Source organism: Paenibacillus sp. FSL H7-0714, assembly GCF_038003765.1.
Classification (GTDB): domain Bacteria; phylum Bacillota; class Bacilli; order Paenibacillales; family Paenibacillaceae; genus Paenibacillus_AQ.
Genome location: NZ_JBBOPT010000001.1, coordinates 6453371 through 6479857 on the forward strand (window position 1 = coordinate 6453371; position 26487 = coordinate 6479857).

Annotated in this window: 20 protein-coding genes, 1 tRNA gene and 3 rRNA genes; 2 read left to right on the forward strand and 22 right to left on the reverse strand. The window is 46.2% G+C overall.

Translation table 11 applies throughout. The features are described from left to right. Nucleotides 1-359 precede the first annotated feature (359 nt). The 6 genes from sigH to cysE all read right to left on the reverse strand — a co-directional run bounded on the left by sigH (nucleotide 360) and on the right by cysE (nucleotide 5071). Nucleotides 360-1004 (reverse strand): RNA polymerase sporulation sigma factor SigH, encoded by a 645-nt coding sequence (sigH, locus tag NST34_RS29160; RefSeq protein ID WP_036680496.1) that lies wholly within the window; start codon nucleotides 1002-1004, stop codon nucleotides 360-362. A 158-nt stretch (nucleotides 1005-1162) separates the two neighbouring features. Next, the gene (locus tag NST34_RS29165) at nucleotides 1163-1684 is read right to left on the reverse strand and encodes an NYN domain-containing protein (protein ID WP_341129244.1); all 522 of its coding nucleotides are present in this window, start codon (nucleotides 1682-1684) and stop codon (nucleotides 1163-1165) included. 2 nt (nucleotides 1685-1686) lie between these two features. Beyond that, a complete protein-coding gene (rlmB, locus tag NST34_RS29170) occupies nucleotides 1687-2451 on the reverse strand; it encodes a 23S rRNA (guanosine(2251)-2'-O)-methyltransferase RlmB (protein ID WP_042131237.1) in 765 nt (254 codons plus the stop codon). 37 nt (nucleotides 2452-2488) lie between these two features. After that, nucleotides 2489-2923, reverse strand: coding sequence for a Mini-ribonuclease 3 (locus tag NST34_RS29175; RefSeq protein WP_042192194.1), 435 nt, complete (start codon nucleotides 2921-2923; stop codon nucleotides 2489-2491). Beyond that, nucleotides 2920-4329 carry a cysteine--tRNA ligase gene (cysS, locus tag NST34_RS29180; RefSeq protein WP_076286855.1) on the reverse strand — a complete coding sequence of 470 codons (1410 nt, stop codon included), beginning with the start codon at nucleotides 4327-4329 and terminating at the stop codon, nucleotides 2920-2922. The genes NST34_RS29175 and cysS overlap by 4 nt, the downstream gene beginning before the upstream one ends. Nucleotides 4330-4378: 49 nt before the next feature. Beyond that, nucleotides 4379-5071 (reverse strand): serine O-acetyltransferase, encoded by a 693-nt coding sequence (cysE, locus tag NST34_RS29185; RefSeq protein ID WP_042192199.1) that lies wholly within the window; start codon nucleotides 5069-5071, stop codon nucleotides 4379-4381. Nucleotides 5072-5177: 106 nt separating this feature from the next. Here cysE and NST34_RS29190 point away from each other — a divergent pair, with 106 nt between their 5' ends. Then, nucleotides 5178-5603: a hypothetical protein gene (locus NST34_RS29190; protein WP_076286856.1), complete on the forward strand. Its 426-nt coding sequence runs from the start codon at nucleotides 5178-5180 to the stop codon at nucleotides 5601-5603. Here the strand turns inward: NST34_RS29190 and gltX are convergent. From gltX to NST34_RS29270, 16 genes are all read right to left on the reverse strand, one after another. Further along, the gene (gltX, locus tag NST34_RS29195) at nucleotides 5583-7046 is read right to left on the reverse strand and encodes a glutamate--tRNA ligase (protein WP_341129245.1); all 1464 of its coding nucleotides are present in this window, start codon (nucleotides 7044-7046) and stop codon (nucleotides 5583-5585) included. The two genes, NST34_RS29190 and gltX, sit on opposite strands and share 21 nt — an antisense overlap. A 53-nt stretch (nucleotides 7047-7099) precedes the next feature. Next, nucleotides 7100-7588 (reverse strand): 2-C-methyl-D-erythritol 2,4-cyclodiphosphate synthase, encoded by a 489-nt coding sequence (ispF, locus tag NST34_RS29200; protein WP_042192203.1) that lies wholly within the window; start codon nucleotides 7586-7588, stop codon nucleotides 7100-7102. After that, the gene (ispD, locus tag NST34_RS29205; protein WP_076286858.1) at nucleotides 7585-8283 is read right to left on the reverse strand and encodes a 2-C-methyl-D-erythritol 4-phosphate cytidylyltransferase; all 699 of its coding nucleotides are present in this window, start codon (nucleotides 8281-8283) and stop codon (nucleotides 7585-7587) included. Before ispD ends, ispF begins: the two co-directional genes overlap by 4 nt. Nucleotides 8284-8378: 95 nt before the next feature. Then, entirely contained in the window at nucleotides 8379-9467 is a 1089-nt protein-coding gene (locus NST34_RS29210; RefSeq protein WP_042131244.1) for a PIN/TRAM domain-containing protein, read from the reverse strand. A 179-nt stretch (nucleotides 9468-9646) separates the two neighbouring features. Further along, the gene (gene pssA, locus NST34_RS29215; protein WP_042192208.1) at nucleotides 9647-10384 is read right to left on the reverse strand and encodes a CDP-diacylglycerol--serine O-phosphatidyltransferase; all 738 of its coding nucleotides are present in this window, start codon (nucleotides 10382-10384) and stop codon (nucleotides 9647-9649) included. 64 nt (nucleotides 10385-10448) lie between these two features. After that, the gene (gene disA, locus NST34_RS29220) at nucleotides 10449-11525 is read right to left on the reverse strand and encodes a DNA integrity scanning diadenylate cyclase DisA (protein ID WP_042131246.1); all 1077 of its coding nucleotides are present in this window, start codon (nucleotides 11523-11525) and stop codon (nucleotides 10449-10451) included. 14 nt (nucleotides 11526-11539) lie between these two features. Beyond that, on the reverse strand, nucleotides 11540-12907 hold the full coding sequence (gene radA, locus NST34_RS29225) for a DNA repair protein RadA (protein ID WP_042131247.1): 1368 nt from the start codon (nucleotides 12905-12907) through the stop codon (nucleotides 11540-11542). Between the two features lie 192 nt (nucleotides 12908-13099). Beyond that, nucleotides 13100-15568 (reverse strand): ATP-dependent protease ATP-binding subunit ClpC, encoded by a 2469-nt coding sequence (clpC, locus tag NST34_RS29230; protein WP_042131248.1) that lies wholly within the window; start codon nucleotides 15566-15568, stop codon nucleotides 13100-13102. A gap of 35 nt (nucleotides 15569-15603) precedes the next feature. Next, complete coding sequence (locus tag NST34_RS29235) at nucleotides 15604-16668, reverse strand: protein arginine kinase (RefSeq protein ID WP_042192210.1); 1065 nt, start codon at nucleotides 16666-16668, stop codon at nucleotides 15604-15606. Between the two features lie 28 nt (nucleotides 16669-16696). Further along, nucleotides 16697-17221, reverse strand: a complete 525-nt coding sequence (locus NST34_RS29240) for a UvrB/UvrC motif-containing protein (RefSeq protein WP_042192214.1) — start codon at nucleotides 17219-17221, stop codon at nucleotides 16697-16699. A 30-nt stretch (nucleotides 17222-17251) separates the two neighbouring features. After that, on the reverse strand, nucleotides 17252-17713 hold the full coding sequence (locus tag NST34_RS29245) for a CtsR family transcriptional regulator (RefSeq protein WP_042131251.1): 462 nt from the start codon (nucleotides 17711-17713) through the stop codon (nucleotides 17252-17254). A 387-nt stretch (nucleotides 17714-18100) separates the two neighbouring features. Beyond that, nucleotides 18101-19273, reverse strand: coding sequence for a GNAT family N-acetyltransferase (locus NST34_RS29250; protein WP_341129246.1), 1173 nt, complete (start codon nucleotides 19271-19273; stop codon nucleotides 18101-18103). A gap of 422 nt (nucleotides 19274-19695) precedes the next feature. Beyond that, nucleotides 19696-19812: ribosomal RNA gene (rrf, locus tag NST34_RS29255) — 5S ribosomal RNA — on the reverse strand. 130 nt (nucleotides 19813-19942) lie between these two features. Continuing rightward, a 23S ribosomal RNA gene (locus NST34_RS29260) occupies nucleotides 19943-22871 on the reverse strand. 181 nt (nucleotides 22872-23052) lie between these two features. Beyond that, nucleotides 23053-23128: transfer RNA gene (locus NST34_RS29265), tRNA-Ala, on the reverse strand. 101 nt (nucleotides 23129-23229) lie between these two features. Further along, nucleotides 23230-24787: ribosomal RNA gene (locus tag NST34_RS29270) — 16S ribosomal RNA — on the reverse strand. Together the 16S, 23S and 5S rRNA genes with 1 tRNA gene alongside form the textbook arrangement of a ribosomal RNA operon. A 413-nt stretch (nucleotides 24788-25200) precedes the next feature. Between NST34_RS29270 and NST34_RS29275 the strand changes: the two genes are divergently transcribed. After that, nucleotides 25201-26457: an MFS transporter gene (locus NST34_RS29275; protein ID WP_341129247.1), complete on the forward strand. Its 1257-nt coding sequence runs from the start codon at nucleotides 25201-25203 to the stop codon at nucleotides 26455-26457. Nucleotides 26458-26487 lie beyond the last annotated feature (30 nt).

Here is a 26487-nt window from a genome sequence, read left to right on the forward strand (position 1 = left end):
TACAATTAGAAGACGTAAATATTGATCCTAAAAAAAGCCGCGAATTTAGGCCTACCTAAAACACTTTAGCATAATGTCAAGGTCTGTGTCAACGAAAGAATTCCGTTCTGCACTGGGTAATTTCGGGTGTTATAGTCATATGGCCGTACCCTGTCCTTGGGTCTATCTCTTCCTCACACTTCGCTGTCTTCCTTATCATTATGGGGCATTCCGACTGTGTATAAACCTACCCTCAACGGCAACAACTAAAATCAACTCAAATAGAAATTTATGGTGTTAGCTCCTAATTCTATCTAAGCAATTTCATGAGACTAAAAAAAAGAACTCGATGTACGAGCCCTCTTGTGTTCATTATATCATTAATTGTCACGCACTTCTAGATATCTTTCTAATTTCCGCTTTACTCGTTGTAAAGCGTTGTCAATAGATTTCACATGCCGCTTCAGATCTTCAGCAATTTCCTGATAAGATCGTCCGTCTAAATACAACATCAGAACCTTACGCTCTAGGTCACTTAAAATCTCCGCCATCTTATCTTCAAGTCCAATGAATTCTTCTTGATTGATAATTAGCTCTTCTGGATCTAGTACCTGAGTTCCACAAATGACATCCATAAGCGTCCGGTCGGAATCTTCATCATAAATGGGCTTATCCAAAGAAACATAAGAATTGAGCGGAATATGCTTCTGACGCGTGGCCGTCTTAATAGCAGTTATAATCTGACGTGTTATGCAGAGCTCAGCAAAAGCCTTGAATGAAGAGAGCTTGTCACCTTTAAAGTCACGAATAGCCTTATATAGACCAATCATTCCTTCTTGAACAATATCTTCACGATCTGCCCCGATCAAGAAATAAGAGCGGGCTTTAGCACGTACAAAATTACGGTATTTATTAATTAAGTGTTCCAATGCGCCACTGTCGCCACCACGGAAAGCCTCGACAATATCTTCATCACTTATGAAATCATACTCGGATAGCATTATTTCCTTGAGGTCGACACTCACCAAGAATCCCCCCGGCTGCAACGCAAGACACATCGTTACTTCGCGAAATATAGGATCAGTATATATTATGTTACCTTACACCGTCAACCGGATTTGTCCAAAAACAATCTGGAATAGCATAAAATGGAATAAAAATATCACCTAAATCTTTCCTCTTGTCACTGCCTACGCCAATTTTCCAATTTACTCCGCACATCAGGAGGCAGTTTGTCTTCCAAAGCATGACGTGTAGAACTGATACTTCCCGGTTCGATAGCTTTTTTCACTTGTTTCTGGTTCTCTTCAATTTCTAGGTGCAATTCTCTTGCAGAAATCCGCAGTGCACCTTGGGCGAAAATAATATGTTGCTCCACAAAGTCACTTGTTGCAACATAGATCTGCCGACGTCGGTTGCTAAATTCTCCAACCAATCGCTCAATGCATTCATCTGCGGTTTCTTTTTCCTTGGTGAAAAACACCTGGACTTTGCCCTGGACAAATGACCGACCCAATCCTGGAACGCGATATGCATCAAACACAGCAATAACTCGTCGTCCTGAGTAAGCCTGGTAATCAGCCAGCAAATCCATCAAGCGGTCGCGTGCTTCCTGCATACCAATCTGGGACAGTGCCGCAAGTTCCGGCCAGCCACCGATCATATTGTACCCGTCCACAAGCAGCACATCGCGCCAGTCGGCCATAGTTATCCCTGCTGTTGCCGAAGGCGTACCACTTCATACATAATGACTCCTGCGGCGACAGAGGCATTTAATGAATTGATCTTTCCGGCCATCGGCAGCTTAAGTAATACATCACATTTTTCACGAATCAGGCGTCCCATTCCTTTATTCTCATTACCGATTACAACAGCTACCGGTCCTGTGAAAATATTGGATCCAAACAGATTCTGATCTGTATCCACATCCGTACCTACTACCCAGACTCCCTGCTCTTTCAGACGATCAATGGTCTGACCTAGGTTAGTGACTCGCGCAACCGGAACATATTCCACGGCACCCGCCGATGTTTTGGAGACGGTAGCAGTAATCTGAGCCGAACGACGTTTAGGTACGATTACCCCATGCACTCCAGTACAATCTGCTGTCCGCAGAATGGACCCCAGGTTATGAGGATCTTCAATCTCATCCAGCAAAATCAAGAATGCAGGCTCTCCTTTGGCTTCAGCTGCAGCCAGCAGATCATCTACCTCGACATAGGCAAAAGGTGCGGCTTGAGCAACTACCCCCTGATGTTGAACTCCAGGAGCAAGCTGATCCAGCTTACGCTTGTCCACATGCTGAATGACAATCCCCGCTTTACGTGCTTCAGCGACGATTGGTGCGGTCAGATGCTTCTGAGCCGTTTCTGCAATCCATATTTTATTTAATGTACGACCCGCACGAAGCGCCTCAAGCACTGAATGCTTCCCAGCCAATATTTCCTCTTCTGTCTTCAAATCTTCTTCCATGTTCACTTCTCCTATTCTCTATTTCGCAAAAGCCTTATCACGGCTGTTTCAACATAAACTGTATGCCACTGTTCACAATTTCTTGTATTCTCTCCTGTTGACCTGTGTAGTATAAGTAACCTATCAGACACTCAAAAGCAGTAGCATGACGGTATTCAAGCACATCTGCATTCTTAGGAATACTTCCCGATTTAGCATTTCTCCCCTGACGGGCGACATCTTTTTCCTCTTCTGTGAGACTTGGCTCCAAAAATCCAAGAATTGCACTCTGCGCCTTAGCGGATACAAGTCCTGTAGCAGAGCGATGCAAATGGTTTGGGCGCAAATTCGGAAGAGATACTAAATACTGGCGAACTGACACTTCGTAAATGGCATCTCCTACATAGGCAAGCACAATTGGCGAGAGGAGTCGCGCAGGTTTGGAAGGCTCGTAAGGAAACCACCCGTTCTGAAACTTGCGTTCCTCACTCATTTCCGCCGCCACCGCATTCCTTGCGGAGTATCCTCAAGCAATATGCCCAAGCGACCTAATTCATCACGAATCTCATCGGACCGGCTCCAATTCTTATTTTTACGCGCTTCAACCCGCTCCGCGATCAATCGTTCAACTTCTTCACTCGCGATCTCTTCTTCCTCATGCTCAGGTGTCAAACGCAGCACAGCATTCATTTCCCCAAAAGCTTGCAGCAACGCAGCAAAATCAGCAGGGGCTGCTTCACTATTCGCAAGGGTATGGTTTGCAAGACTCACCCAATCAAACATAGCCGTAATCGCATCAGGGGTATTAAAGTCATCCTGCATTCTAGCATGAAAATTGGCCACAATAGCAGATAACTTATCATTAATCTCTAAGCTGACCTCACCCTGAGCACCTTCAGCAGCAAGTTCAAGACGATGCTTAACGTTACTTTCTGCAAGTGAGATACGTTCTACGCTCTTTTCAGCTGAAGTCATTGAATCCACCGAGAAGTTCAACGGATTACGATAATGGGTCGATAGCATGAAATAACGAATAGTTCCAGCTTTAAATTGCCCACGGATATCTTTCACAAGCCATCCGTTACCCAATGATTTCGACATTTTTTCATCACCGATGTTGATAAATCCATTATGCATCCAGTAATTAGAGAGTGGCTTACCCGTCAGAGCTTCTGTCTGAGCGCATTCGCATTCATGATGCGGGAACTGCAAATCTTGTCCACCCCCGTGGATGTCCATCGTATCCCCCAAGAACTCTCTTGCCATAGCCGAGCATTCAATATGCCAGCCTGGGCGTCCATTTCCCCACGGGCTCTGCCAGTACACTTCACCTGGTTTTGCTGCTTTCCACAGCACAAAGTCCTCAGGTTTCTCTTTCCGTGAGTCTACCTCCACGCGAATACCAAACTGTAATTCATCTAGATTCTGACGGGACAGCTTACCATAGTCTTCAAATTTGGAAGTACGGTAGTATACATCACCACCACTCTCGTAGGCATACCCTTTTTCCTCAAGCTCTTTAATGAATTCAATGATCAGCTCCATGCTTTCTGTTACCCGCGGATTCAATGTTGCCGGTTTTACTCCAAGCCCTTCAAGATCCTCACGATAAGCATTAATAAAAATCTCAGCAACCTCTGCTACTGAAGTGTTCATTTCTTCTGCTTTGCGTATCAGTTTATCATCTACATCTGTGAAGTTCGTAACATACCGTACCTCATTGCCGAGTTGCTCCAAATAATTCCGGACCATATCAAAGACAATAATAGGTCTAGCATTTCCGATATGCATATATCCATAAACGGTTGGACCACATACATACATTTTCACTTTGCCCGACTCTTGGGGCACAAACTGCTCCTTGCTGCGTGTCATTGTGTTGTAAATTTGTAAAGCCATCCTATTCCAACCCTTTCTGTTGTCCCGATTCCTTAAGTACCGGATATGCTTAAATTTCGTAATCACCAATGTACTGCTGAGTTTCGACTAGCCGCTGCGCGGTCTTTTGCTTATCTTCTTCGCCAAGTTTCTCTCTGATCTCTTCGATCTCTTTTTGCAGAAAGCGAAGTGAATCTACAAGCGGGTCTGGCATCTTGGTATGATCCAAGCGATCGGATACACGTTCACCGTTACGTTTTACTACACGGCCCGGATTTCCTACTACTGTACTGTTATTTGGAACTTCACGCAGCACAACCGCATTCGAACCTATATTTGAATTGTCGCCGATACGAAACGATCCTAATACCTTCGCACCAGAACCAATAACTACATTGTTGCCAACTGTGGGATGGCGCTTACCTTTTTCTTTCCCTGTCCCCCCAAGTGTAACACCTTGATAGATAATAACATCATCACCGATTTCACAGGTTTCCCCAATAACAATCCCCATACCATGGTCGATAAACAGCCTATTTCCGATGACAGCTCCGGGATGGATTTCAACACCGGTCATAAATCTACTAAACTGTGAGACCATACGGGCCATTGTATACCAGCGGCGTTTGAAAAAAGAATGGGCAATCCGGTGACCCCAAATGGCGTGCAACCCTGCATATGTGAAGACAACCTCGAACCAGCTGCGGGCAGCGGGATCGTTATCAAATACCGCCCGAATGTCCGACTTAATATGCTTAAACATCACGGTTCCTCTCTTCTTGACTCCCCCATCTCCTGTTTACAGGTACACAAGGAAGGTATTGTCTCCAATCCATTATTCTTATCATACATATGCTGTGGGTGTTTGCTTGGTTTGTTATATTAGAAAAGATACCCTGAAACAAAAAAAGCCCCTGCAGCATAAAGCTGCAGAGACGTTTAACCGCGGTTCCACTCTGCTTGAACGAATCAAACAGACTGCTGTTGTTACCATCGGCAGAGTTCCTTCGTTCCACTTGGCATCATTAACGGCGATGTACCCGGCACGATCTAACGAGCCTTTAGGATCGTTCAACCGTGCAGCTCACAGGCGCATGTTCTGCCCCGGACAAATGAATAACTCCCAGCCCGAAAGGGTATCCCTTTCTCGGTTATTCTCTCTGGCAATTGCCTTTATGGACGTACTTCTCCTGATCACAGCTATTATCATATGGTTCTATCTTAGCGTAAAAGATAAGGGACTGACAAGAGGCTTAATGATAAGTAATGCTACCTTAAGCTCCTTTAATTTGTGATTTCAAACGTTCGATGACACGGTTTTGGCCGAGCAAAGCAATCGTTATATTAAGATCACGTCCGTGCGTTTGTCCGGTCAAAGCCACACGTATCGGCATAAAGAGCGCTTTGCCTTTGTGCCCTGTTTCTTTCTGCACTTCCTTAATCAGTACAGCCATATTACTAGCACTGAAATCCTGACAAGCTTCAACCTTAGCTAGGAAAGCAGACAAGACTTCAGGCACTTGGCTTTCCGCCAGAACCTGCGCCGCTTCTGTTTCTAACTCCAGATGGCTGCGGAAGAATAGTTCAGATAGCTCTACGATATCGGAGGCAGAGTTCATCTGCTCTTGATACAGTGCTACAAGGCTTTCTGCCCATGCCTGCTGCTCATCATTCAGCTCAGCCGGTATTTTCCCCGCTTTTTGCAGATGTGGAATCGCTAATGCCGAGATCCGTTTAGGATCAGCATGCTTAATATAGTGATTATTTAGATGCGCCAGCTTGTACTTATCGAATACAGCCGGACTTTTGGACAAACGGTCCGCATCAAAAATAGAAATAAGTTCTTCTTTACTGAAGATCTCCTCTTCTCCCTCTGGCGACCAGCCCAGTAGAGAAATGAAGTTAACCAAAGCCTCAGGCAAGTAACCCAATTCATCATATTGCTCAATAAATGTAATTACAGATTGATCCCGCTTGCTAAGCTTCTTATGGTTGTCACCGACAATCAGTGTCATATGACCAAATATTGGGGGGTTCCAACCAAGAGCCTCATAGATCATAAGCTGACGTGGTGTGTTGGAAATATGATCTTCCCCACGTAGTACATGGGTGATAGCCATCAAATAATCATCAACAGCTACCGCAAAGTTATAGGTCGGAATTCCGTCCTTCTTCACGATAACAAAATCACCCATTTCTTTCGTATCAAAAGAAATAGTACCTTTTACGATATCATCGAACGTGTACGTACGATCTTCTGGTACACGGAAGCGAATGCTAGCTACTCGTCCCTCAGCTTCAAAGGCAAGGCGTTGTTCTTCCGTCAAATCACGGTGTTTGCCGGAATAACGAGGGGTTTCTCCACGTGCAGTCTGTTCTTCACGTTCTGCTTCCAGTTCTTCCTCTGTGCAGTAACAGCGGTAAGCCAAACCTTTATCCAGCAAATCCTGCCAATATACACGATATAGGTCAAGACGTTCAGTCTGGCGGTAAGGTCCGTACTCTCCGCCAACATCAACACTCTCATCCCAATCCATGCCTAGCCATTTCAAATACTTAAGCTGGCTCTCTTCACCGCCTGCGACATTGCGCTTCACGTCTGTATCTTCAATTCTGATAATGAATTTACCGCCTTTATTACGGGCGAACAGATAGTTAAACAGCGCCGTTCTGGCGTTACCTATATGTAAATGTCCCGTAGGGCTCGGTGCGTAACGCACCCGGACTTGATCCGTCATTATATTCCCTCCGCTTCATATGGTTAAAACTTAGATTTGCTACTTAGACCATCTCAAGATGATATCACATCTTGGAGTAGACAGACAATAGATTGTGCGGCAATTCCTTCACCACGACCGGCAAAACCAAGCTGTTCAGTAGTCGTAGCTTTAACGTTCACCTTGGACGGGTCCGCGTGAAGCGCACGAGCGATAATCTCCGTCATTTGTGGAATGTATGGCGCCATCTTTGGTTTTTGGGCAATAATCGTTGAATCGATATTTCCAAGCTTATAACCTCGCTCGCTAGCAAGTGCCCACACTTGTTCTAATAATTTCAAGCTATCCGCGTCCTTAAACGCTGGATCTGTGTCCGGAAAATGTCTGCCAATATCACCAAGTCCTAGTGCGCCTAGAATCGCGTCACTTACTGCGTGCAGCAGCACATCGGCATCGGAATGTCCTACTAATCCTTTTTCATAAGGAATCGTAACGCCTCCAATAATACAAGGCCTTCCCTCAACCAGTTGATGTACATCAAACCCTTGTCCTACAGCGATCATGATTGTCCCTCTCCCCTGTTTCTTTCTGTGAATTCTGCAAAATCCAAATCATCTGGCGTCGTAATCTTAATATTTCTGTAGCTTCCCTCTACCACAGAAACCGGAATACCAGCACGCTCTGCCAAGCTGGAATCATCAGTACCTAGAAATCCATCCCGCTCCGCGGCCGCATAGGCATCCAGCAATTCAGAAAGACGAAAAGTCTGCGGGGTTTGAATCGCCCACAGACTTCGCCGATCCGGCGTAGACAGTACTTTGCCTTCGTTATCTACCTGTTTGATCGTATCTTTGACTGGTACAGCAAGAACTGAAGCACCGATCTGCTTCGCTCGCTCGTAACATGCCTCAATTTCATTCGGCTGCACAAACGGACGAACACCATCATGTACCATTACCCACTGTGTCGTAAGTTTCAACAATCCTTTATGTACGGAATGCTGACGCTCAGATCCACCAGGTACTATAGCCTTAACCTTGTCCAGCTTATAGAGCTGTATCCATTCCCGGCAGCGCTCAATATCTTCCTTACCGGTTACGAGCACGATTTCAGAAATCAATTCGTGCTGCTGAAATACTTCCAGCGTATGAACGATGATTGGTTTACCCTGCAGTAACAGATATTGCTTGCTCTCTACAGTCCCCATTCGCGTTCCTCTGCCTGCCGCCACAATGACGACGCCCACACCGTTTGACATTACTCAGGCTCCTGTCTTTCACGTATATTCCCATCATAACGTGTTTGGCGGGCATTTCCAACCCATAGGACATTTGCCATGCACTTTATCTACGCTTATTGTGCTTTTTCCAAGAGCTTTGGCTTCGCAAATATCATCCGTCCAGCTGAAGTTTGAAGCACACTCGTGACGAGAACCTCCATCGTAGTTCCGATATATTCCCGTCCGCCTTCCACAACGATCATTGTTCCATCGTCTAAATAGGCTACGCCTTGTCCATGCTCTTTGCCATCCTTAATGACCTGAACTACGATTTCCTCACCAGGCAACACTACGGGCTTCACGGCATTCGCAAGATCATTAATATTCAGGACTGAGACTCCTTGTAATTCGCAAACCTTATTCAAGTTAAAGTCATTGGTAACTACTTTACCTCGCAGTACCTTCGCTAACTTCACCAGCTTACTATCCACCTCAGAGATTTCTTCAAAATCTCCCTCGTAGATTAATACCTTCACATCGAGCTCTTTTTGGATTTTATTGAGAATATCAAGTCCCCGCCGTCCGCGATTACGTTTCAGTAGATCGGAAGAATCTGCGATATGCTGGAGCTCCTCAAGTACGAATTCCGGTATGACAATCGTTCCCTCAATAAATCCAGTTTTGCAAATGTCGGCGATCCGACCATCAATAATAACGCTTGTATCGAGGATTTTATGCTCCTCCAGGCCACGACCTTCCGGTTCAGCCGCTTGCCCCCAGCGTCCAGTTGTCCAAAGTGCAGCTAGTTCCTCTTTTTTCTCCAGACCGATCCGCAGCCCCATATATCCAAAAGCTAACGTAACGGGTACCTGCAGCAACTGCCCAGCTTTTCCAAGCCAAATCATAGCAGGATATAACAGAAGAGATAGCAAAAGCCCCCCTGTAAGCCCAGCTGCACCTGCAGCCAATTCATTCATTGGTATACGCGAACAGTACAGAACCGCCTCCCGCAGTTTTGAACCTCCCCATTCCGCGCATAAAGACCCCGCAAACAAAAAAATAATGGCACCCAGCACCGTAAATAAAATGCTTCCCTCTACAGGTAAACTTTCACTCAGCTTTTCCATCCCCTTGGGGAATCCTCTTTCAAGCGCATGGTATAGCGAAAAACCAGACCAAGCACCACATATTAAAGCAAAAGACAATATCACTTTTTTCCACATAACCTAACGCACCTCCTTTTTATTCATCCTTGAATGATCTATACCTCACCAGTATGTTCCAATTTTCAAGACGATAAACTTGGGGTAGCGCTGGAATTGCAAAAAGGCTTTGCCATCCCCTAAGGACGACAAAGCCTCTAGCTATAATTATATTAGTTCAACCTTACTACAAGACTGCTTTAACCGTTCTTCGAGTGATACACTTTATCTTCAGAACGTCTTCTACGACGGTGACGGCGTCTGGCTGTCAATCGATCGATGTTTTGTTTAAAACCATATAACGCGTAAATCCCAAGTAAGACGAAGATTAGCTTAGCAATTTGTTCAGGGAACACAACAGCAACAGCCACGGCAACAACAATGACTACTGGCGCTCCGACAACCACTTTTTTAGGTAATCCAACCTTCTTAAAATTAGGATATTTAACAGTGCTGACCATCAAATATGATAAGAGCAATGTAGCCACGATCATAAATGGAGCAGAAACATCTTTATTAAAAAGAGCTAATGTGGCAAGTACACCACCAGCAGCAGGAATTGGCAATCCGATGAAATAACCAGGAACTCCTGGATGAACATTAAAGCGAGCTAGGCGCAATGCACCAAACACCGGGAAAATTGCAGTTACTGTCCAGGCTAATGCAGAATTTAAATCATGCAGGCTTGAGACGTACATAATAACAGCCGGTGCTACTCCAAAAGAAACGACATCAGACAAAGAGTCCAGTTCCTTACCAAATTCACTCTCACATTTAAGTGCACGAGCAACTCGGCCATCCAATCCGTCTAACAGCATAGCAATAATAACCATGATAGCGGCCATGCTAACTTTACCGTCAAACGCCATCATGATACCAAACATTCCGAGCATCAAGTTACCTATGGTAAAAAGACTCGGAATTGATTTTTGTATCATTCCTTCACCTCAATTTTCTCACATTGGCCTTAAACAGCTCCAATATTACGTGATTGTATGTTATTTACATTTGCCTGTCAATAAGAACTTGCTTCTGTAAACGTTTGAGCCCATCCTGAATATTACGAGCCCGCACCTCCCCAATTCCGTCCACTTCATCCAGTTCAGCTATGCTTGCAGACATCAAATTAGGCAGCATTTCAAACCGCTCCACCAGATTATGAATGATCACATTTGGAAGCCGCGGAATCTTGTTGAGCAGACGATATCCACGCGGAGTAACCACCTCTTCGGAAGAAATTGCCGTAGAAGAGTAGCCCAGCAATCGAGCAATATGGTTGTCATCCATTAGGTCATCATCACTAATACGTTTGAGACCGGCAATAATTTCACGAATTTTATCTTCTTGCTCTTCCTTAGCATAGTCTCTGTATAGGAGCCATGCTTCTTCCTCTGTATTTCCAACCAGTTCTTCCATCTGCATGCTGATTAAGCGTCCTTCATTGCCTAGTTCATTTATATATCGTTTGATCTCCATTTTTATGCGTAGAACCATCTCTACCCGCTGAATCACTCCGACCACTTCAGCTACGGTGACGATTCCCTCATACTCCGAAGCAGACAAATTCGTCAGTCCTTGTGTAAGAACCGCTTTGTACTTTTCGAGGGTCTGAATCGCTTGATTAGCTTTAGCCAAAATAGCTCCGATTTCTTTTAACGCATACCGAATGGAACCTTGATACAGGGTAATGATATTGCGGCGCTGTGAAATAGAAACAACCAGTTTACCTGTTTGCTTCGCTACGCGCTCGGCGGTCCGGTGACGAATGCCTGTCTCGATTGAAGAGATGGACGAATCCGGAATTAGCTGTGTATTTGCATACAAAATTCGTTTCAAATCCTCACTAAGAATAATGGCACCGTCCATTTTGGCGAGCTCATATAAATAATTGGGTGAAAAATCGCAGTTAATGGAGAATCCTCCATCCACTACCTCCATCACCTCAGGACTATACCCAACGACGATTAGTGCTCCCGTCTTAGCTCGCAGCACATTCTCAAGACCTTCCCGAAAGGGTGTCCCCGGTGCCGCCAGTCTGAGCAGATCATTCATATTCTCTAATTGGTTATATTCTTTCATAATCCCTGTGCCCCCTAATCTAACGCGACCGATAGTGCATCTGCTACGGTACTGACGCCAATAATCTGGATATCTTGCGGGTGCTTCCAGCCCTTCAAACTTTTCTCTGGCATGATCACCCGCCGGAAGCCTAGCTTCGCGGCCTCCTTCACACGCATTTCCGCGCGTGAAACACCTCTTACTTCACCTGTAAGTCCTACTTCACCGAAGAAAACATCGTAAGGTTTTGTTGAAATATCACGAAAGCTGGAAGCGATACTAACAGCTACTGCTAAATCAATCGCCGGTTCATCCAGCTTCACTCCTCCAGCAACATTAAGGTATGCATCCTGATTTTGCAGGAACATGCCCATCCGCTTCTCAAGTACAGCGATAATGAGTGCCATCCGCTGGTGATCCATACCTGTGCACACCCGGCGTGGGGAGGGGAAATGAGTGGCAGCGATAAGAGCCTGAAGCTCAACAAGCACCGGTCTAGTCCCTTCCATACTAGCCACGACTGTAGATCCGGCTACGCCGAGTGGACGCTCCGATAAGAAGAGCTCCGATGGATTTTCTACTTCTGTTAGACCCACTTCACCCATTTCGAAAATGCCGATTTCATTCGTTGAACCGAAGCGGTTCTTTACAGCCCGCAGGAGTCTATACGTATGATGCCGCTCTCCCTCAAAATACAGCACACAATCCACCATATGTTCAAGCATCCGTGGGCCTGCAATAGCGCCTTCCTTGGTGACATGCCCAACGAGAACTGTAGCAATTCCCCGAATCTTAGCGATACGCATAAATCTTGTCGTACATTCCCGAACCTGGGTCACACTGCCTGGCGCACTAGTTACTTCTGGCATAAATACAGTCTGAATCGAATCGATAACAAGAAATTGCGGCTGAATTTGTTCAATCGCTTCTTCTATGCTTTCCATATTCGTCTCACATAGTACATATAGCTCAGCTGACAACGCACCGAGGCGATCCGCACGTAGTTTAGTTTGCCTTACCGATTCTTCGCCCGAAATGTACAGCACTCGCAATCCCTGAGTTGTCAGAGCATGCGACGTCTGTAATAAGAGCGTAGATTTACCGATTCCTGGGTCTCCCCCTACTAGTACCAGCGATCCTGGTACGATCCCCCCACCGAGAACACGGTTAAGCTCACCTATACCTGTCAGTATGCGCGGTTCCTTGTCACTTTCTATACTTATGATCGATTGTGCCTTTTCTTTACTATGAAAAATAGGGGCATTCATTCCCTGTGTTTTGACTACGCTTTCCGTTTCCTCCACCATGGAGTTCCAAGCTTGGCACCCGGGACATTTTCCGAACCATTTTGGCGATTCGTATCCACAATCGGTGCAAAAAAATTTAGTTTTTGGTTTAGCCATTTGTTCTCCTTACGGTCCGAACTTTTAAATTGCGGATATTTTCTTCTAATGAAAGTTTACCATTTCTGCCCCTTTAACGAAAGGTCATTCGGAATTTGTACTAAATGTATATTTTTAAGTGATAAATTTATATTAAAAAAGCTTCCGCCCCTCTATAAACTGAGGAGCGGAAGCTTTTTTTATTCCGTTTTTTTATTCGGATTCTACTTCTTTTTCAAGCAATGGAGCTACAGGAGCATCCACTTTATTCACTACAAGTTCTCCGCCAACTTCATCAATGTTGAGCGAATCACCCTTTTGGATATTTCCTCTCAACAATTCCTCGGAAAGACGGTCTTCAATATGCTTCTGAATCGCACGACGTAATGGACGTGCACCAAAGGCTGGGTCGTAACCTTCCTTAGCCAGGAAAGCCTTCGCCGCATCTGTGAGAACGAAATCAACATCATATTCACGCAGCCGCTTGCGCAGCTCATCAGACATCAATGTAACGATTTCAGCAATATGCTTCTCATCGAGGGAATGGAAGACGATGATTTCGTCAATCCGGTTCAAGAACTCAGGACGGAAGCTCTTCTTAAGCTCTTCCATAACCTTGCCCTTCATATTACCGTATTCTGCTCCAGCATCTTGCACAGCTGTGAATCCAAGTGTCGAATTCTTCTTGATCGCTTGTGCGCCTACGTTAGAAGTCAGAATAATTAATGTATTACGGAAATCGACTACCCGTCCTTTAGAGTCAGTCAAACGACCGTCTTCAAGAACTTGCAGCAGAATATTGAATACTTCTGGGTGCGCTTTTTCAATTTCATCAAGCAGCACTACAGAATAAGGTTTACGGCGTACCTTCTCGGTTAATTGGCCACCTTCTTCATAGCCAACATATCCAGGAGGGGCACCGACTAAGCGGGACGTGGAGTGCTTCTCCATGTATTCCGACATATCAATACGAATGACCGCATTCTCATCGCCGAACATGGCTTCAGCCAATGCACGAGCCAACTCAGTTTTACCTACACCAGTAGGACCGAGGAAGATAAAGGAACCCATTGGACGTTTCGGATCTTTAAGACCCGCACGCGCACGGCGTAGTGCCCGGCTAACTGCCTTAACAGCTTCGTCCTGACCGATCACTCGTTCATGCAGTAAAGCCTCCATGTTAAGTAGACGGTCGGTCTCCTCTTCCTTCAGCTTGCTTACAGGTATACCCGTCCAGCTAGCTACAACCTGTGCGATGTCTTCAGGTGTAACCTCTGAATCCGTGCGACCCTGTTTTTCTTTCCATTGATTCTTAGTCGTATCAAGCTCTTCACGGATTTTTTGCTCTGTATCACGCAAGGCTGCCGCTTTTTCAAACTCTTGACTCTGCACTGCGGAATCCTTCTCCTTACGGATATCATCCAAGCGCATCTCAAGTTCCTTCAGATTTGGCGGGATGGTGTAAGAGTGAAGCCTTACTTTAGATCCTGCTTCATCGATAAGGTCAATCGCTTTATCTGGCAGGAAACGGTCCGGGATGTAACGGTCGGACAACTTCACTGCTTCCACTATAGCTTCATCCGTAATCTTCACACGGTGATGCGCTTCATAACGATCGCGAAGTCCGAAAAGAATTTGGACCGCTTCCTCTGGAGAAGGTTGATCCACCGTAATCGGTTGGAAACGACGCTCCAATGCTGCATCTTTTTCAATATATTTACGATATTCGTCAAGCGTAGTCGCACCAATGCACTGAAGTTCTCCACGGGCTAACGCCGGTTTCAGAATGTTAGATGCGTCAATCGCACCTTCCGCGCCACCAGCACCGATTAGCGTATGAAGCTCATCGATAAAGAGCACGATATTACCTGCTTGGCGAATCTCATCCATAATTTTCTTGAGGCGGTCTTCAAACTCACCGCGATATTTTGTTCCAGCCACTACTGAGCCCATGTCGAGCGTCATGACGCGTTTGTCGCGAAGTGTTTCTGGGATTTCATTATTGATAATCTTTTGTGCAAGTCCTTCAGCGATAGCTGTTTTACCAACACCAGGTTCACCGATCAGTACCGGGTTATTCTTAGTCCGGCGACTCAGTACCTGAATAACACGTTCAATTTCTTTACTACGGCCGATAACTGGATCTAGATTGCCCTCCTTAGCATAGGCGGTCAAATCGCGCGCAAGACCATCTAGGGTCGGTGTGCTGACGTTAGCCGGAGTCCCGCTATGACTAGAGGCAGCCTCGCTGCTTCCTAGGAGCTGAAGAACTTGTTGACGAGCTTTGTTCAAGCTGATGCCGAGGTTATTAAGCACACGAGCCGCGACACCTTCCCCTTCACGGATAAGTCCAAGCAAAATATGCTCAGTGCCAACATACGTATGACCCAATTTGCGGGCTTCGTCCATCGACAGCTCAATCACTTTTTTAGCGCGAGGAGTATAAGCAATGTTCGTAGGCTGTTCTTGACCTCTGCCAATCAGTGTCTCCACTTCGTCCTGGATTTTTTCAAGACCTAGCCCTAAAGCTATTAATGCCTTAGCAGCAATGCCGTCTCCTTCACGAATAAGTCCGAGCAAAATATGTTCTGTACCAATATTGTTGTGTCCTAAACGAACAGCTTCTTCCTGCGCCAGCGCTAGCACTTTTTGTGCGCGTTCCGTAAATCTTCCAAACATCATATCTCCTGCACCTCCATGAATAATAAATATCTATATTAATGTTGTGTTCCCAGTGTCTCTCGGAGCAGTTTTGCCCGATACATATCTCGTTCAGTAGCGTTCAGCTCATCGCCGAACATCTTTTGCAGAAATCCTGGCTGTGTCTTAACGTTAAGTTCATTAAGCACTGAAATCGAAAGACCTTCCAGAATGCCAAGGTCAACCCCAAGTCTCACATCAGACAGGCGTTGAGCAGATTCTTTAAGCTCCATAAGAGCTGCATAACATAAAATTCCGTAAGAACGTTTCACTCGGTCTGTTATTCTCAGGGCGGAATCAACAAGCAACCGTTCACGTGCATTTCGCTCATGCTCTATAATCTGGGTAACTACACTGTGAAGGTTCTCTATAATTTCACTTTCCGTTTGACCGAGAGTGATCTGATTAGAAATTTGAAAGATGTTCCCTACTGCTTCGCTACCCTCACCGTAAATTCCTCTTACAGTCAATCCCACTTGGTTTACTGCAGACAATATGCGATTGATCTGATGAGTCATTACAAGCGCTGGTAGATGCAGCATTACCGAGGCACGAAGCCCAGTACCAACATTGGTGGGACAACTAGTCAAATATCCTCTTTTATCATCAAAAGCGTAATTGACAGCTGCCTCGAATATATCATCGATCGCCGTCGCACGATCCCATGCTTCTCTAACCTGAAGACCAGGAAACAGACATTGGATTCGCAGATGGTCCTCTTCGTTAATCATGATGCTGACCGACTCATCTTCATTTAATAAGACAGCCGCACTGCGCGAATCATTAGCCAAGTTAGGACTGATTAGATGCTTCTCAACCAGTACCTTTTTGTCCAGTTCATTCACTTCATCAAGCTTTAGGAGTTGAAAAGATCCGAAATCTGCAGCTGCTTCCTCATGAAACACAGGAGCCAGTAGCTCTAATACTTCTTCCGATTGCTCTAAGGAAGCCAGCATTGGGAACGGAAGATGCTCTAGATTACGGGCAATACGCATACGACTGCTAATTACAATCTCAGAATGACTACCTCCAGAACGCATCCAATCACTAAGCGCTTGTTCAGTAAATCGGAGACTTGACATGTCATATCCCCCCTATATATCAAAGACTTTACTCTTGTGCTATTTCTTTTTCAAGTTTACGAATCTGATCTCGCAGCTCCGCTGCTTTCTCGAATTCTTCTTGTGTAATACTTTGCTGTAATTCCTGCTTGAGTTCATCAATTTGGCGTCTAAACACAATCTGAGCTCCTGCACGTTTCGGAATCTTACCTACATGTGAAGTACTGCCGTGCACTCGCTTAAAAAGCGGGTCCAGTGCGCTGTTAAAATATTCATAACAGGAGCTACAGCCAAAACGGCCTAATTTACTAAACTGGGAGTACGTCATCCCACAATTCTCACATTGCAGACTCTGCGTTGTCTTCGTTGCAGCCGACTTCTCCTTGCCGGCACCTTCAAGATCAAGCAGACCTGAGAGCAGACTGTGGATGGAGAATCCTCCAGCCGTTCCGGGAATGAGTTCACCCTTCTCCCGTGCACAGCTCTCGCAGATATGAAACTCCGTCTTCTCTCCATTCACGATCTTAGTGAAGTGGAGTGTTGCCGGCTTGACGCCACATTCCTGGCATTGCATAAGCGAAAGCCCCTCCCTTATGGTTGACAATTATTTGCCTAACAAAGAGATTAACATCGCCTTCATAATCTTGGCACGAATCTCATCCCGGTATGGAATCTTAACCGTTAGGCATTCCCGAGAAACAGCAGCGCGCATAAGGCACGCTTCACGCTTACTTAGAAAACCAGCTTCCTCCAGCTGATAAATCAGCCCTTCAGCAGCGTTCTGATCAATCCCGCCACCTATAGTATGGTTTAAATGGGCATGCAGTGCCACGTTTGGTGGTAATTCAAAACGTTGAATACGAATATATCCCCCGCCACCACGCTTACTTTCCACCACATAACCTTTTTCCAGAGTAAAGCGTGTACTGATGACATAATTGATCTGTGACGGTACGCATGAGAACTGGTCCGCCAGGTCATTTCGCTGGATTTCCACCGTACCTTCGGGACTTTCATGCAAAATATTCTTCAGATATTGTTCGATAATATCAGAGATATTGCGCATCACTCATCCTCCAGTGCTTAAATCTTTATAATACCGATTGCAACTTGCATTCATAATGACAATGGTCTTTAATTGAACTTAAACATTTGTGGATAATCCCACGTGTTCAGAGGATCGGATCGCTGTCATTATGCTTCGTTGACTTTGACTTTCTTTGACTTTTTAATATTATAACATATTCTGTGCTAATTCCAAGTGGATTCTCTTATTTTTCACTTTTTTCAGCGAATGTATTCGGAAATAAAGAACTCTCCCAACTTCTTTCGAAGGGGAGAGCCTAATTTTTGTCAAGTATAAACGCCTTCGGTATCCTTATTAGGGCGATAAGCGTTTATGCGAGAAATATAAGGATAATGTATAGCGTGAAACTTATACTTTCTTATATTTTTAAAAATGATCAAATAAAGCTGTCTGTGCTTGTGGAATAATTTCTTCAAACCATTCCAGTGCTGCTGCGTGGCCAGAGACACTTCCATAACGAGCCATCTCTGTTGGTCGTTTGTATCCAAGCATCAAGGCCGTCAAAGTGCCTATATCACAGCTCAAGTCTGCTTCCGCCCGTTCCCCTTCCACTCGTATCAAAGTAGCCGAGCCCTCATTAGAGATATTCCATGCCCATAACCCATCATTCCAAGGTGCATACTTATCTTCGATATATATTAGCTGCTTCTTTTGACTACTATTTCCTCTGAAGGCGTAAGTTTCAATGAATGACTTGGCATTAACAATCCGCCCCATAAAATAAGGATAATTCTCTTGTCCTATACGTGGATCTGGCAGCAAGAAAGGTAACATGTCATCCGAAGGCACTAGCTTTAAGGATGCACCGGTCACCATCGAATCATGGTTCGCAAGAAATGTCCACAACCCCTGCCGAGCTTGTTCATTCAAAAAAACAAATTCATCAATAACCAGTTCTCTGTTCTCTACCTTATACAGCACATATCCCTCTGGTTCACCACTCTTGGAGTAAAATACTGCACTCTTTCCTTCATCATCTAGAACAGAGTTCTCCCACCAGTCCAAATCGCGCTTAAGTGTCCCGTTATATCTGACAACGAATCGATTGTATAGGCTATCTAATACTTCGATATCTTTTATATCCCGTTTAACCTTGCCCTCAACTTCGACCTTTTTGGGAAACTTCGCTACTGGAATAGAGTATTTCTTATATTCACAATAAACCTCCCAGCCAAATTTACGATAAAACGGAATCAAGAACGGGTGTAGAAAAGAGAGCGTTTGACCTGCCTCATTCATCGTATGCAGCGCATGAGACAATAGATTTGCCACATGTCCTTGTCTGCGGTTCTCTGGCCATGTAGCCACTCCTGCTATACCACCCATAGGTACCACTCTGCCCTGTATGTAGACTTGGAAAGGTATAATCGTCAATTTAGCTTCCAATGTTCCGTTCTCAAAAGCACCCCATACCTGTTCAGCCTTGAATCTTTCCTTAGCACTTGCCCTTTTTTCACTAGGAAGCTTGTACTGAAAAGCATATTCTGACAAGTTCATGCTTGCATCGAATTCTTCTGAACGTAACTGTCTTATTACCACAAACTCACCTCATCCTTTATAAGATTACTATTTAGGATAAGTATAACAAGAGCGTCAATTGCGCGCTAATCTATCGCATTATTTATAACTTTATTTTTAGTTATCCACAGCTCTATGCAGTTTTAAAAATAGTCTTGAAATCTTGTCACATCCAAGTTAAAATAGTTATCCACTTATCAATAGCTCTATCCACATAATCCCGGTTATATCCACAGCAACCCGTGTACTACTTAGGTTTTCTGTTGACAGATCCATATAAATATGTATTTAATCCACACTATTTAGGGGTTATTTCTCTTTCAATCATCTATCCACATGTGCGTAACTTTTTCTGCAAATCCAAAAGTTTATCCACAAGTTTTCCACAGTCTATAATAAACGCAAAAAAGCCACTGTCGATTACTCAACAGTGGTCTAATTGTGCTTGGCAACGTCCTACTCTCCCAGGACCCTTCGGTCCAAGTACCATCGGCGCTGGAGGGCTTAACGGTCGTGTTCGGGATGGGTACGCGTGGAACCCCTCCGCTATCGCCACCAAACATGATTTTTCGAAGCTTCCGCTTCTCGAAATCGCTGCGAAAATATCAGTCCTTCAAAAGAACATGCAGCTTATTGGTTACAGGCTTGATGCCTGAAAACTGAATCCGAATTGAATTTGCGTTTTAAGTATAGGATAAGCCCTCGACCGATTAGTATTGGTCAGCTCCATGCATTACTGCACTTCCACCTCCAACCTATCTACCTCGTCGTCTTCAAGGGGTCTTACTAATTGGGAAATCTCATCTTGAGGGGGGCTTCACGCTTAGATGCTTTCAGCGCTTATCCCGTCCGTACGTAGCTACCCAGCCATGCTCCTGGCGGAACAACTGGTGCACCAGCGGTACGTCCATCCCGGTCCTCTCGTACTAAGGACAGCTCCTCTCAAATTTCCTGCGCCCACGACAGATAGGGACCGAACTGTCTCACGACGTTCTGAACCCAGCTCGCGTACCGCTTTAATGGGCGAACAGCCCAACCCTTGGGACCTACTTCAGCCCCAGGATGCGATGAGCCGACATCGAGGTGCCAAACCTCCCCGTCGATGTGGACTCTTGGGGGAGATAAGCCTGTTATCCCCAGGGTAGCTTTTATCCGTTGAGCGATGGCCCTTCCATGCGGTACCACCGGATCACTAAGTCCGACTTTCGTCCCTGCTCGACTTGTAGGTCTCGCAGTCAAGCTCCCTTATGCCTTTGCACTCTTCGAATGATTTCCAACCATTCTGAGGGAACCTTGGAACGCCTCCGTTACTCTTTAGGAGGCGACCGCCCCAGTCAAACTGCCCGCCTGACACGGTCCCCGTACCCGGTAAGGGTACTAGGTTAGAACCTAGATACGATCAGGGTGGTATCCCAACGGCGCCTCCACCGAAGCTTGCGCTCCGATTTCTACGGCTCCCACCTATCCTGTACAGATCGTACCCAAATTCAATATCAAGCTGCAGTAAAGCTCCATGGGGTCTTTCCGTCTTGTCGCGGGTAACCTGCATCTTCACAGGTATTAAAATTTCACCGGATCTCTCGTTGAGACAGCGCCCAAGTCGTTACGCCATTCGTGCGGGTCAGAATTTACCTGACAAGGAATTTCGCTACCTTAGGACCGTTATAGTTACGGCCGCCGTTTACTGGGGCTTCGGTTCATAGCTTCGGGTTACCCCTAACCACTCCCCTTAACCTTCCAGCACCGGGCAGGCGTCAGCCCGTATACTTCGCCTTGCGGCTTCGCACAGACCTGTGTTTTTGCTAAACAGTCGCTTGGGCCTTTTCACTGCGGCCCCCTCGTGCTATTCACACTACCGGGGCACCCCTTCTCCCGAAGTTACGGGGTCATTTTGCCGAGTTCCTTAACGAGAGTTCTTCCGCGCGCCTTAGAATTCTCTTCTCGCCTACCTGTGTCGGTTTGCGGTACGGGCACCTTCTCCTGGCTAGAGGCTTTTCTTGGCAGTGTGAGATCATGACCTTCGCTACTGTAATTTTCGCTCCCCATCACAGCCCAGCCTTAATGATGTGCGGATTTGCCTACACATCAGCCTCACTGCTTAGACGGACATATCCATCAGTCCGCGTCACTACCCTCCTGCGTCACCCCATCGCTCATAGCGGATTACGGTGGTACAGTAATTTCAAACTGTTGTCCTTCGACTACGCCTTTCGGCCTCGCCTTAGGTCCCGACTTACCCTGAGCGGACGAGCCTTCCTCAGGAAACCTTGGGCTTTCGGCGGATCAGATTCTCACTGATCTTTTCGTTACTCATACCGGCATTCTCACTTGTATGCTGTCCAGCGCTCCTTACGGTACACCTTCAACCCACATACAACGCTCCCCTACCCCAGATACATACGTATCTAGCCATAGCTTCGGTGGTGTGTTTAGCCCCGTTACATTTTCGGCGCAGAGTCACTCGACCAGTGAGCTATTACGCACTCTTTCAATGGTGGCTGCTTCTAAGCCAACATCCTGGTTGTCTGTGCAACTCCACATCCTTTCCCACTTAACACACACTTGGGGACCTTAGCTGATGGTCTGGGCTGTTTCCCTTTTGACAATGGATCTTAGCACTCACTGTCTGACTCCCGGCAATAAGTATATGGCATTCGGAGTTTGACTGAGCTTGGTAATCCTTGCGGACCCCGCACCCAATCAGTGCTCTACCTCCACTACTCTTATACCGAGGCTAGCCCTAAAGCTATTTCGGGGAGAACCAGCTATCTCCGAGTTCGATTGGAATTTCTCCGCTACCCCCACCTCATCCCCGCATTTTTCAACATGCGTGGGTTCGGGCCTCCAGTGCGTGTTACCGCACCTTCACCCTGGACAGGGGTAGATCACACGGTTTCGGGTCTACGTCCACATACTCAATCGCCCTATTCAGACTCGCTTTCGCTGCGGCTCCGTCTTCTCGACTTAACCTTGCATGTTAAACGTAACTCGCCGGTTCATTCTACAAAAGGCACGCCATCACCCATTAATAGGGCTCTGACTTTTTGTAAGCACACGGTTTCAGGTTCTATTTCACTCCCCTTCCGGGGTGCTTTTCACCTTTCCCTCACGGTACTGTTTCACTATCGGTCGCCAGGTAGTATTTAGCCTTAGCAGATGGTCCTGCTGGATTCATACGGGGTTTCACGTGCCCCGCACTACTCGGGATCCGTCTCGGAGAGAACACAGTTTAGGCTACAGGGCTTTTACCTCTATCGCGGGCCTTTCCAGACCTCTTCGCCTACCATATTCCTTTGTAACTCCATGTGAGACGTCCCACAACCCCTAAGAGCAAGCTCTTAGGTTTAGGCTGTTCCGCGTTCGCTCGCCGCTACTGACGGAATCACTATTGTTTTCTCTTCCTCAGGGTACTTAGATGTTTCAGTTCCCCTGGTCTGCCTCTACATCTCCTATGTGTTCAGAGATGAGTAACTGCGAATTACCACAGCTGGGTTTCCCCATTCGGACACCCCCGGATCAAAGCTTGCTTACAGCTCCCCGAGGCAGTTTCGTTGTTCGCCACGTCCTTCGTCGGCTCCTGGCGCCTAGGCATCCTCCGTGTGCTCTTATTAGCTTAACCTTCGCTCCGATGTTTCGCTTGTTCGCACAATTGAAAATCTTCGCTTCCAGCTAATAACTAACGTACTTGTTTACACAAGTTTTAGCTAAAAGATGTTCTAAAACGCAAATTCGTTTCGGTATCCAGTTTTCAAGGATCAAGTTTAAAAATATTCTAGACATAACAAAAAGATGAAGTTTGTTGGTGGAGCCAAGCGGGATCGAACCGCTGACCTCCTGCTTGCAAGGCAGGCGCTCTCCCAGCTGAGCTATGGCCCCGCAAATTCCATCAAAACCGAACAAATGGATACGCGTTAAATGATTTTGGAAGTTTAACTTCCGATTTGAATGTCTTCATTGCAGAAGACGATTCTCCATAGAAAGGAGGTGATCCAGCCGCACCTTCCGATACGGCTACCTTGTTACGACTTCACCCCAATCATCTACCCCACCTTCGGCGGCTGGCTCCCTTGCGGGTTACCCCACCGACTTCGGGTGTTGTAAACTCTCGTGGTGTGACGGGCGGTGTGTACAAGACCCGGGAACGTATTCACCGCGGCATGCTGATCCGCGATTACTAGCAATTCCGACTTCATGCAGGCGAGTTGCAGCCTGCAATCCGAACTGAGACCGGCTTTGATGGGATTGGCTTCACCTCGCGGTTTCGCTTCCCGTTGTACCGGCCATTGTAGTACGTGTGTAGCCCAGGTCATAAGGGGCATGATGATTTGACGTCATCCCCACCTTCCTCCGGTTTGTCACCGGCAGTCACTCTAGAGTGCCCAGCCTTACCTGCTGGCAACTAAAGTTAAGGGTTGCGCTCGTTGCGGGACTTAACCCAACATCTCACGACACGAGCTGACGACAACCATGCACCACCTGTCTCCTCTGTCCCGAAGGCCGCCACTATCTCTAGTGGATTCAGAGGGATGTCAAGACCTGGTAAGGTTCTTCGCGTTGCTTCGAATTAAACCACATACTCCACTGCTTGTGCGGGTCCCCGTCAATTCCTTTGAGTTTCAGTCTTGCGACCGTACTCCCCAGGCGGAGTGCTTACTGTGTTAACTTCGGCACCAAGGGTATCGAAACCCCTAACACCTAGCACTCATCGTTTACGGCGTGGACTACCAGGGTATCTAATCCTGTTTGCTCCCCACGCTTTCGCGCCTCAGCGTCAGTTACAGCCCAGAAAGTCGCCTTCGCCACTGGTGTTCCTCCACATATCTACGCATTTCACCGCTACACGTGGAATTCCACTTTCCTCTTCTGTACTCAAGTCACCCAGTTTCCAGTGCGACCTCAGGTTGAGCCCAAGGTTTAAACACCAGACTTAAATGACCGCCTGCGCGCGCTTTACGCCCAATAATTCCGGACAACGCTTGCCCCCTACGTATTACCGCGGCTGCTGGCACGTAGTTAGCCGGGGCTTTCTTCTCAGGTACCGTCACTCCGATAGCAGTTACTCTACCGGACGTTCTTCCCTGGCAACAGAGCTTTACGATCCGAAAACCTTCATCACTCACGCGGCGTTGCTCCGTCAGACTTTCGTCCATTGCGGAAGATTCCCTACTGCTGCCTCCCGTAGGAGTCTGGGCCGTGTCTCAGTCCCAGTGTGGCCGTTCACCCTCTCAGGTCGGCTACGCATCGTCGCCTTGGTGGGCCGTTACCCCACCAACTAGCTAATGCGCCGCAGGCCCATCCCTCAGTGACAGATTGCTCCGTCTTTCATTCTTTCTTCAGGAGAAAAAAGAAATTATCCGGTATTAGCTACCGTTTCCGGTAGTTATCCCAGTCTAAGGGGCAGGTTGCCTACGTGTTACTCACCCGTCCGCCGCTAAGTCATTTTGAAAGCAAGCTTTCAAAATGACTCCGCTCGACTTGCATGTATTAGGCACGCCGCCAGCGTTCGTCCTGAGCCAGGATCAAACTCTCCAATTAGTATTGAAAAGAGCGATATGCTCATTTTGAAACTGACGATTCATTAAATGAATCTTTTAAAAATTAACGCGTTCCATTTGTTCAGTTTTCAAAGAACTTGCTCCTAGCATTTCGACATTCAATGTCTCTTGCACAGGAATTAGAGTATATCATGTTGTCGTATTTCTTGTCAACTTATTTTTTCATCGTTTGTGTTTCATTCGTTCGATGCGTCATAAGCACAAGAGATAATATACCATGCTGTTCTTATGTTTGCAAGCTTTTTTTGAAATAAAAAATAATCTACGAATAAATACTTTCAAACTAGCACAAACCAACACAAATTGATTCCAATAATCCTTAATTTATGGCTAAATAGAATTTATCGTAATCCCATATATTAACTTCTAATAATACGTATGAGAGGAGTCTAAATGAAAAACAATCCATCTAGTGCTGCGGCCCAAACAAACACCAAGGACAAGGAGCAGCGTAATCTGCAGCAAGCAACAATCTATAAGATTTTGCTGGCTGTCAGCTTTGTTCATTTATTTAACGATTCTATTCAGGCAGTCATCCCAGCAATCTTTCCTATTCTCAAAGATAACTTGATGCTCTCCTTCGCTCAGATCGGGTGGATCTCCTTTGCCTTAAACATGACGTCCTCTGTGATCCAACCAGTCATTGGGTATGCGGCTGATCGTAAGCCTCGTCCTATATTGTTACCACTGGGTATGTGCAGCACATTTCTAGGCGTACTTTTATTGGCTTATGCCAACAACTATATCCTTGTATTGTTTTCCGTCATGCTAATCGGTTTCGGATCTGCTACCTTTCATCCGGAAGGTATGCGTGTTGCTCATATGGCTGCCGGTCAGCGGAAAGGTCTTTCGCAATCTATTTTTCAAGTCGGCGGCAATGCTGGACAATCTTTAGGACCAATGCTCACGAAATGGATATTCATTCCCTTTGGGCAGATCGGCGCTCTTGGCTTCACTATCGTTGCGGCTGCCGGAATTGCCGTCCAGACCTATGTCGCTCGCTGGTATCGAGAGATGCTGGATGCGGGATATACGTTTCATAAAAAATCAACAGCTCGTGCAATCGATCCTGCCCGACGCAAAAGTATTCGAACGGCAACAATCATCCTCGTTTTCCTAGTCTTTGTAAGATCTTGGTACGGCGCTTCTATCGGCAGTTACTACGCTTTCTATTTAATGGACAAATATCAAATGACGCTTGATAAGGCCCAAATCTATATTTTTATGTATCTGGCAGCTGGAGCTGTCGGTACATTCTTTGGAGGCCCACTGGCAGACCGCTTCGGACGGCGTAATCTCATTCTTCTCTCTATGGTCGGAACAGTGCCCTTCGCACTGGCTCTACCCTTCGTGAACCAAATGTGGGCAGCTATACTCTTACTGATTGGCGGCTTCATCCTTTTGTCCAGCTTCTCTGTTACTGTAATCTATGCTCAGATGCTTTATCCAGGCAATATCGGAACAGTTTCAGGGTTAATCACTGGTCTTGCTTTTGGGCTCGGAGGAATTGGCTCCTTGGTACTCGGCAATCTGATTGACAGCATTGGAATTTCAAAAGTGTTTATAGCTTGTGGATTCCTACCTCTTTTGGGTTTCCTTGCTCTCCTGCTTCCTAGAGACGAGAAACTAGAAGAATGGGCCGCTCAATAAACATCAGTAACACCAGTAACATCAGTAACA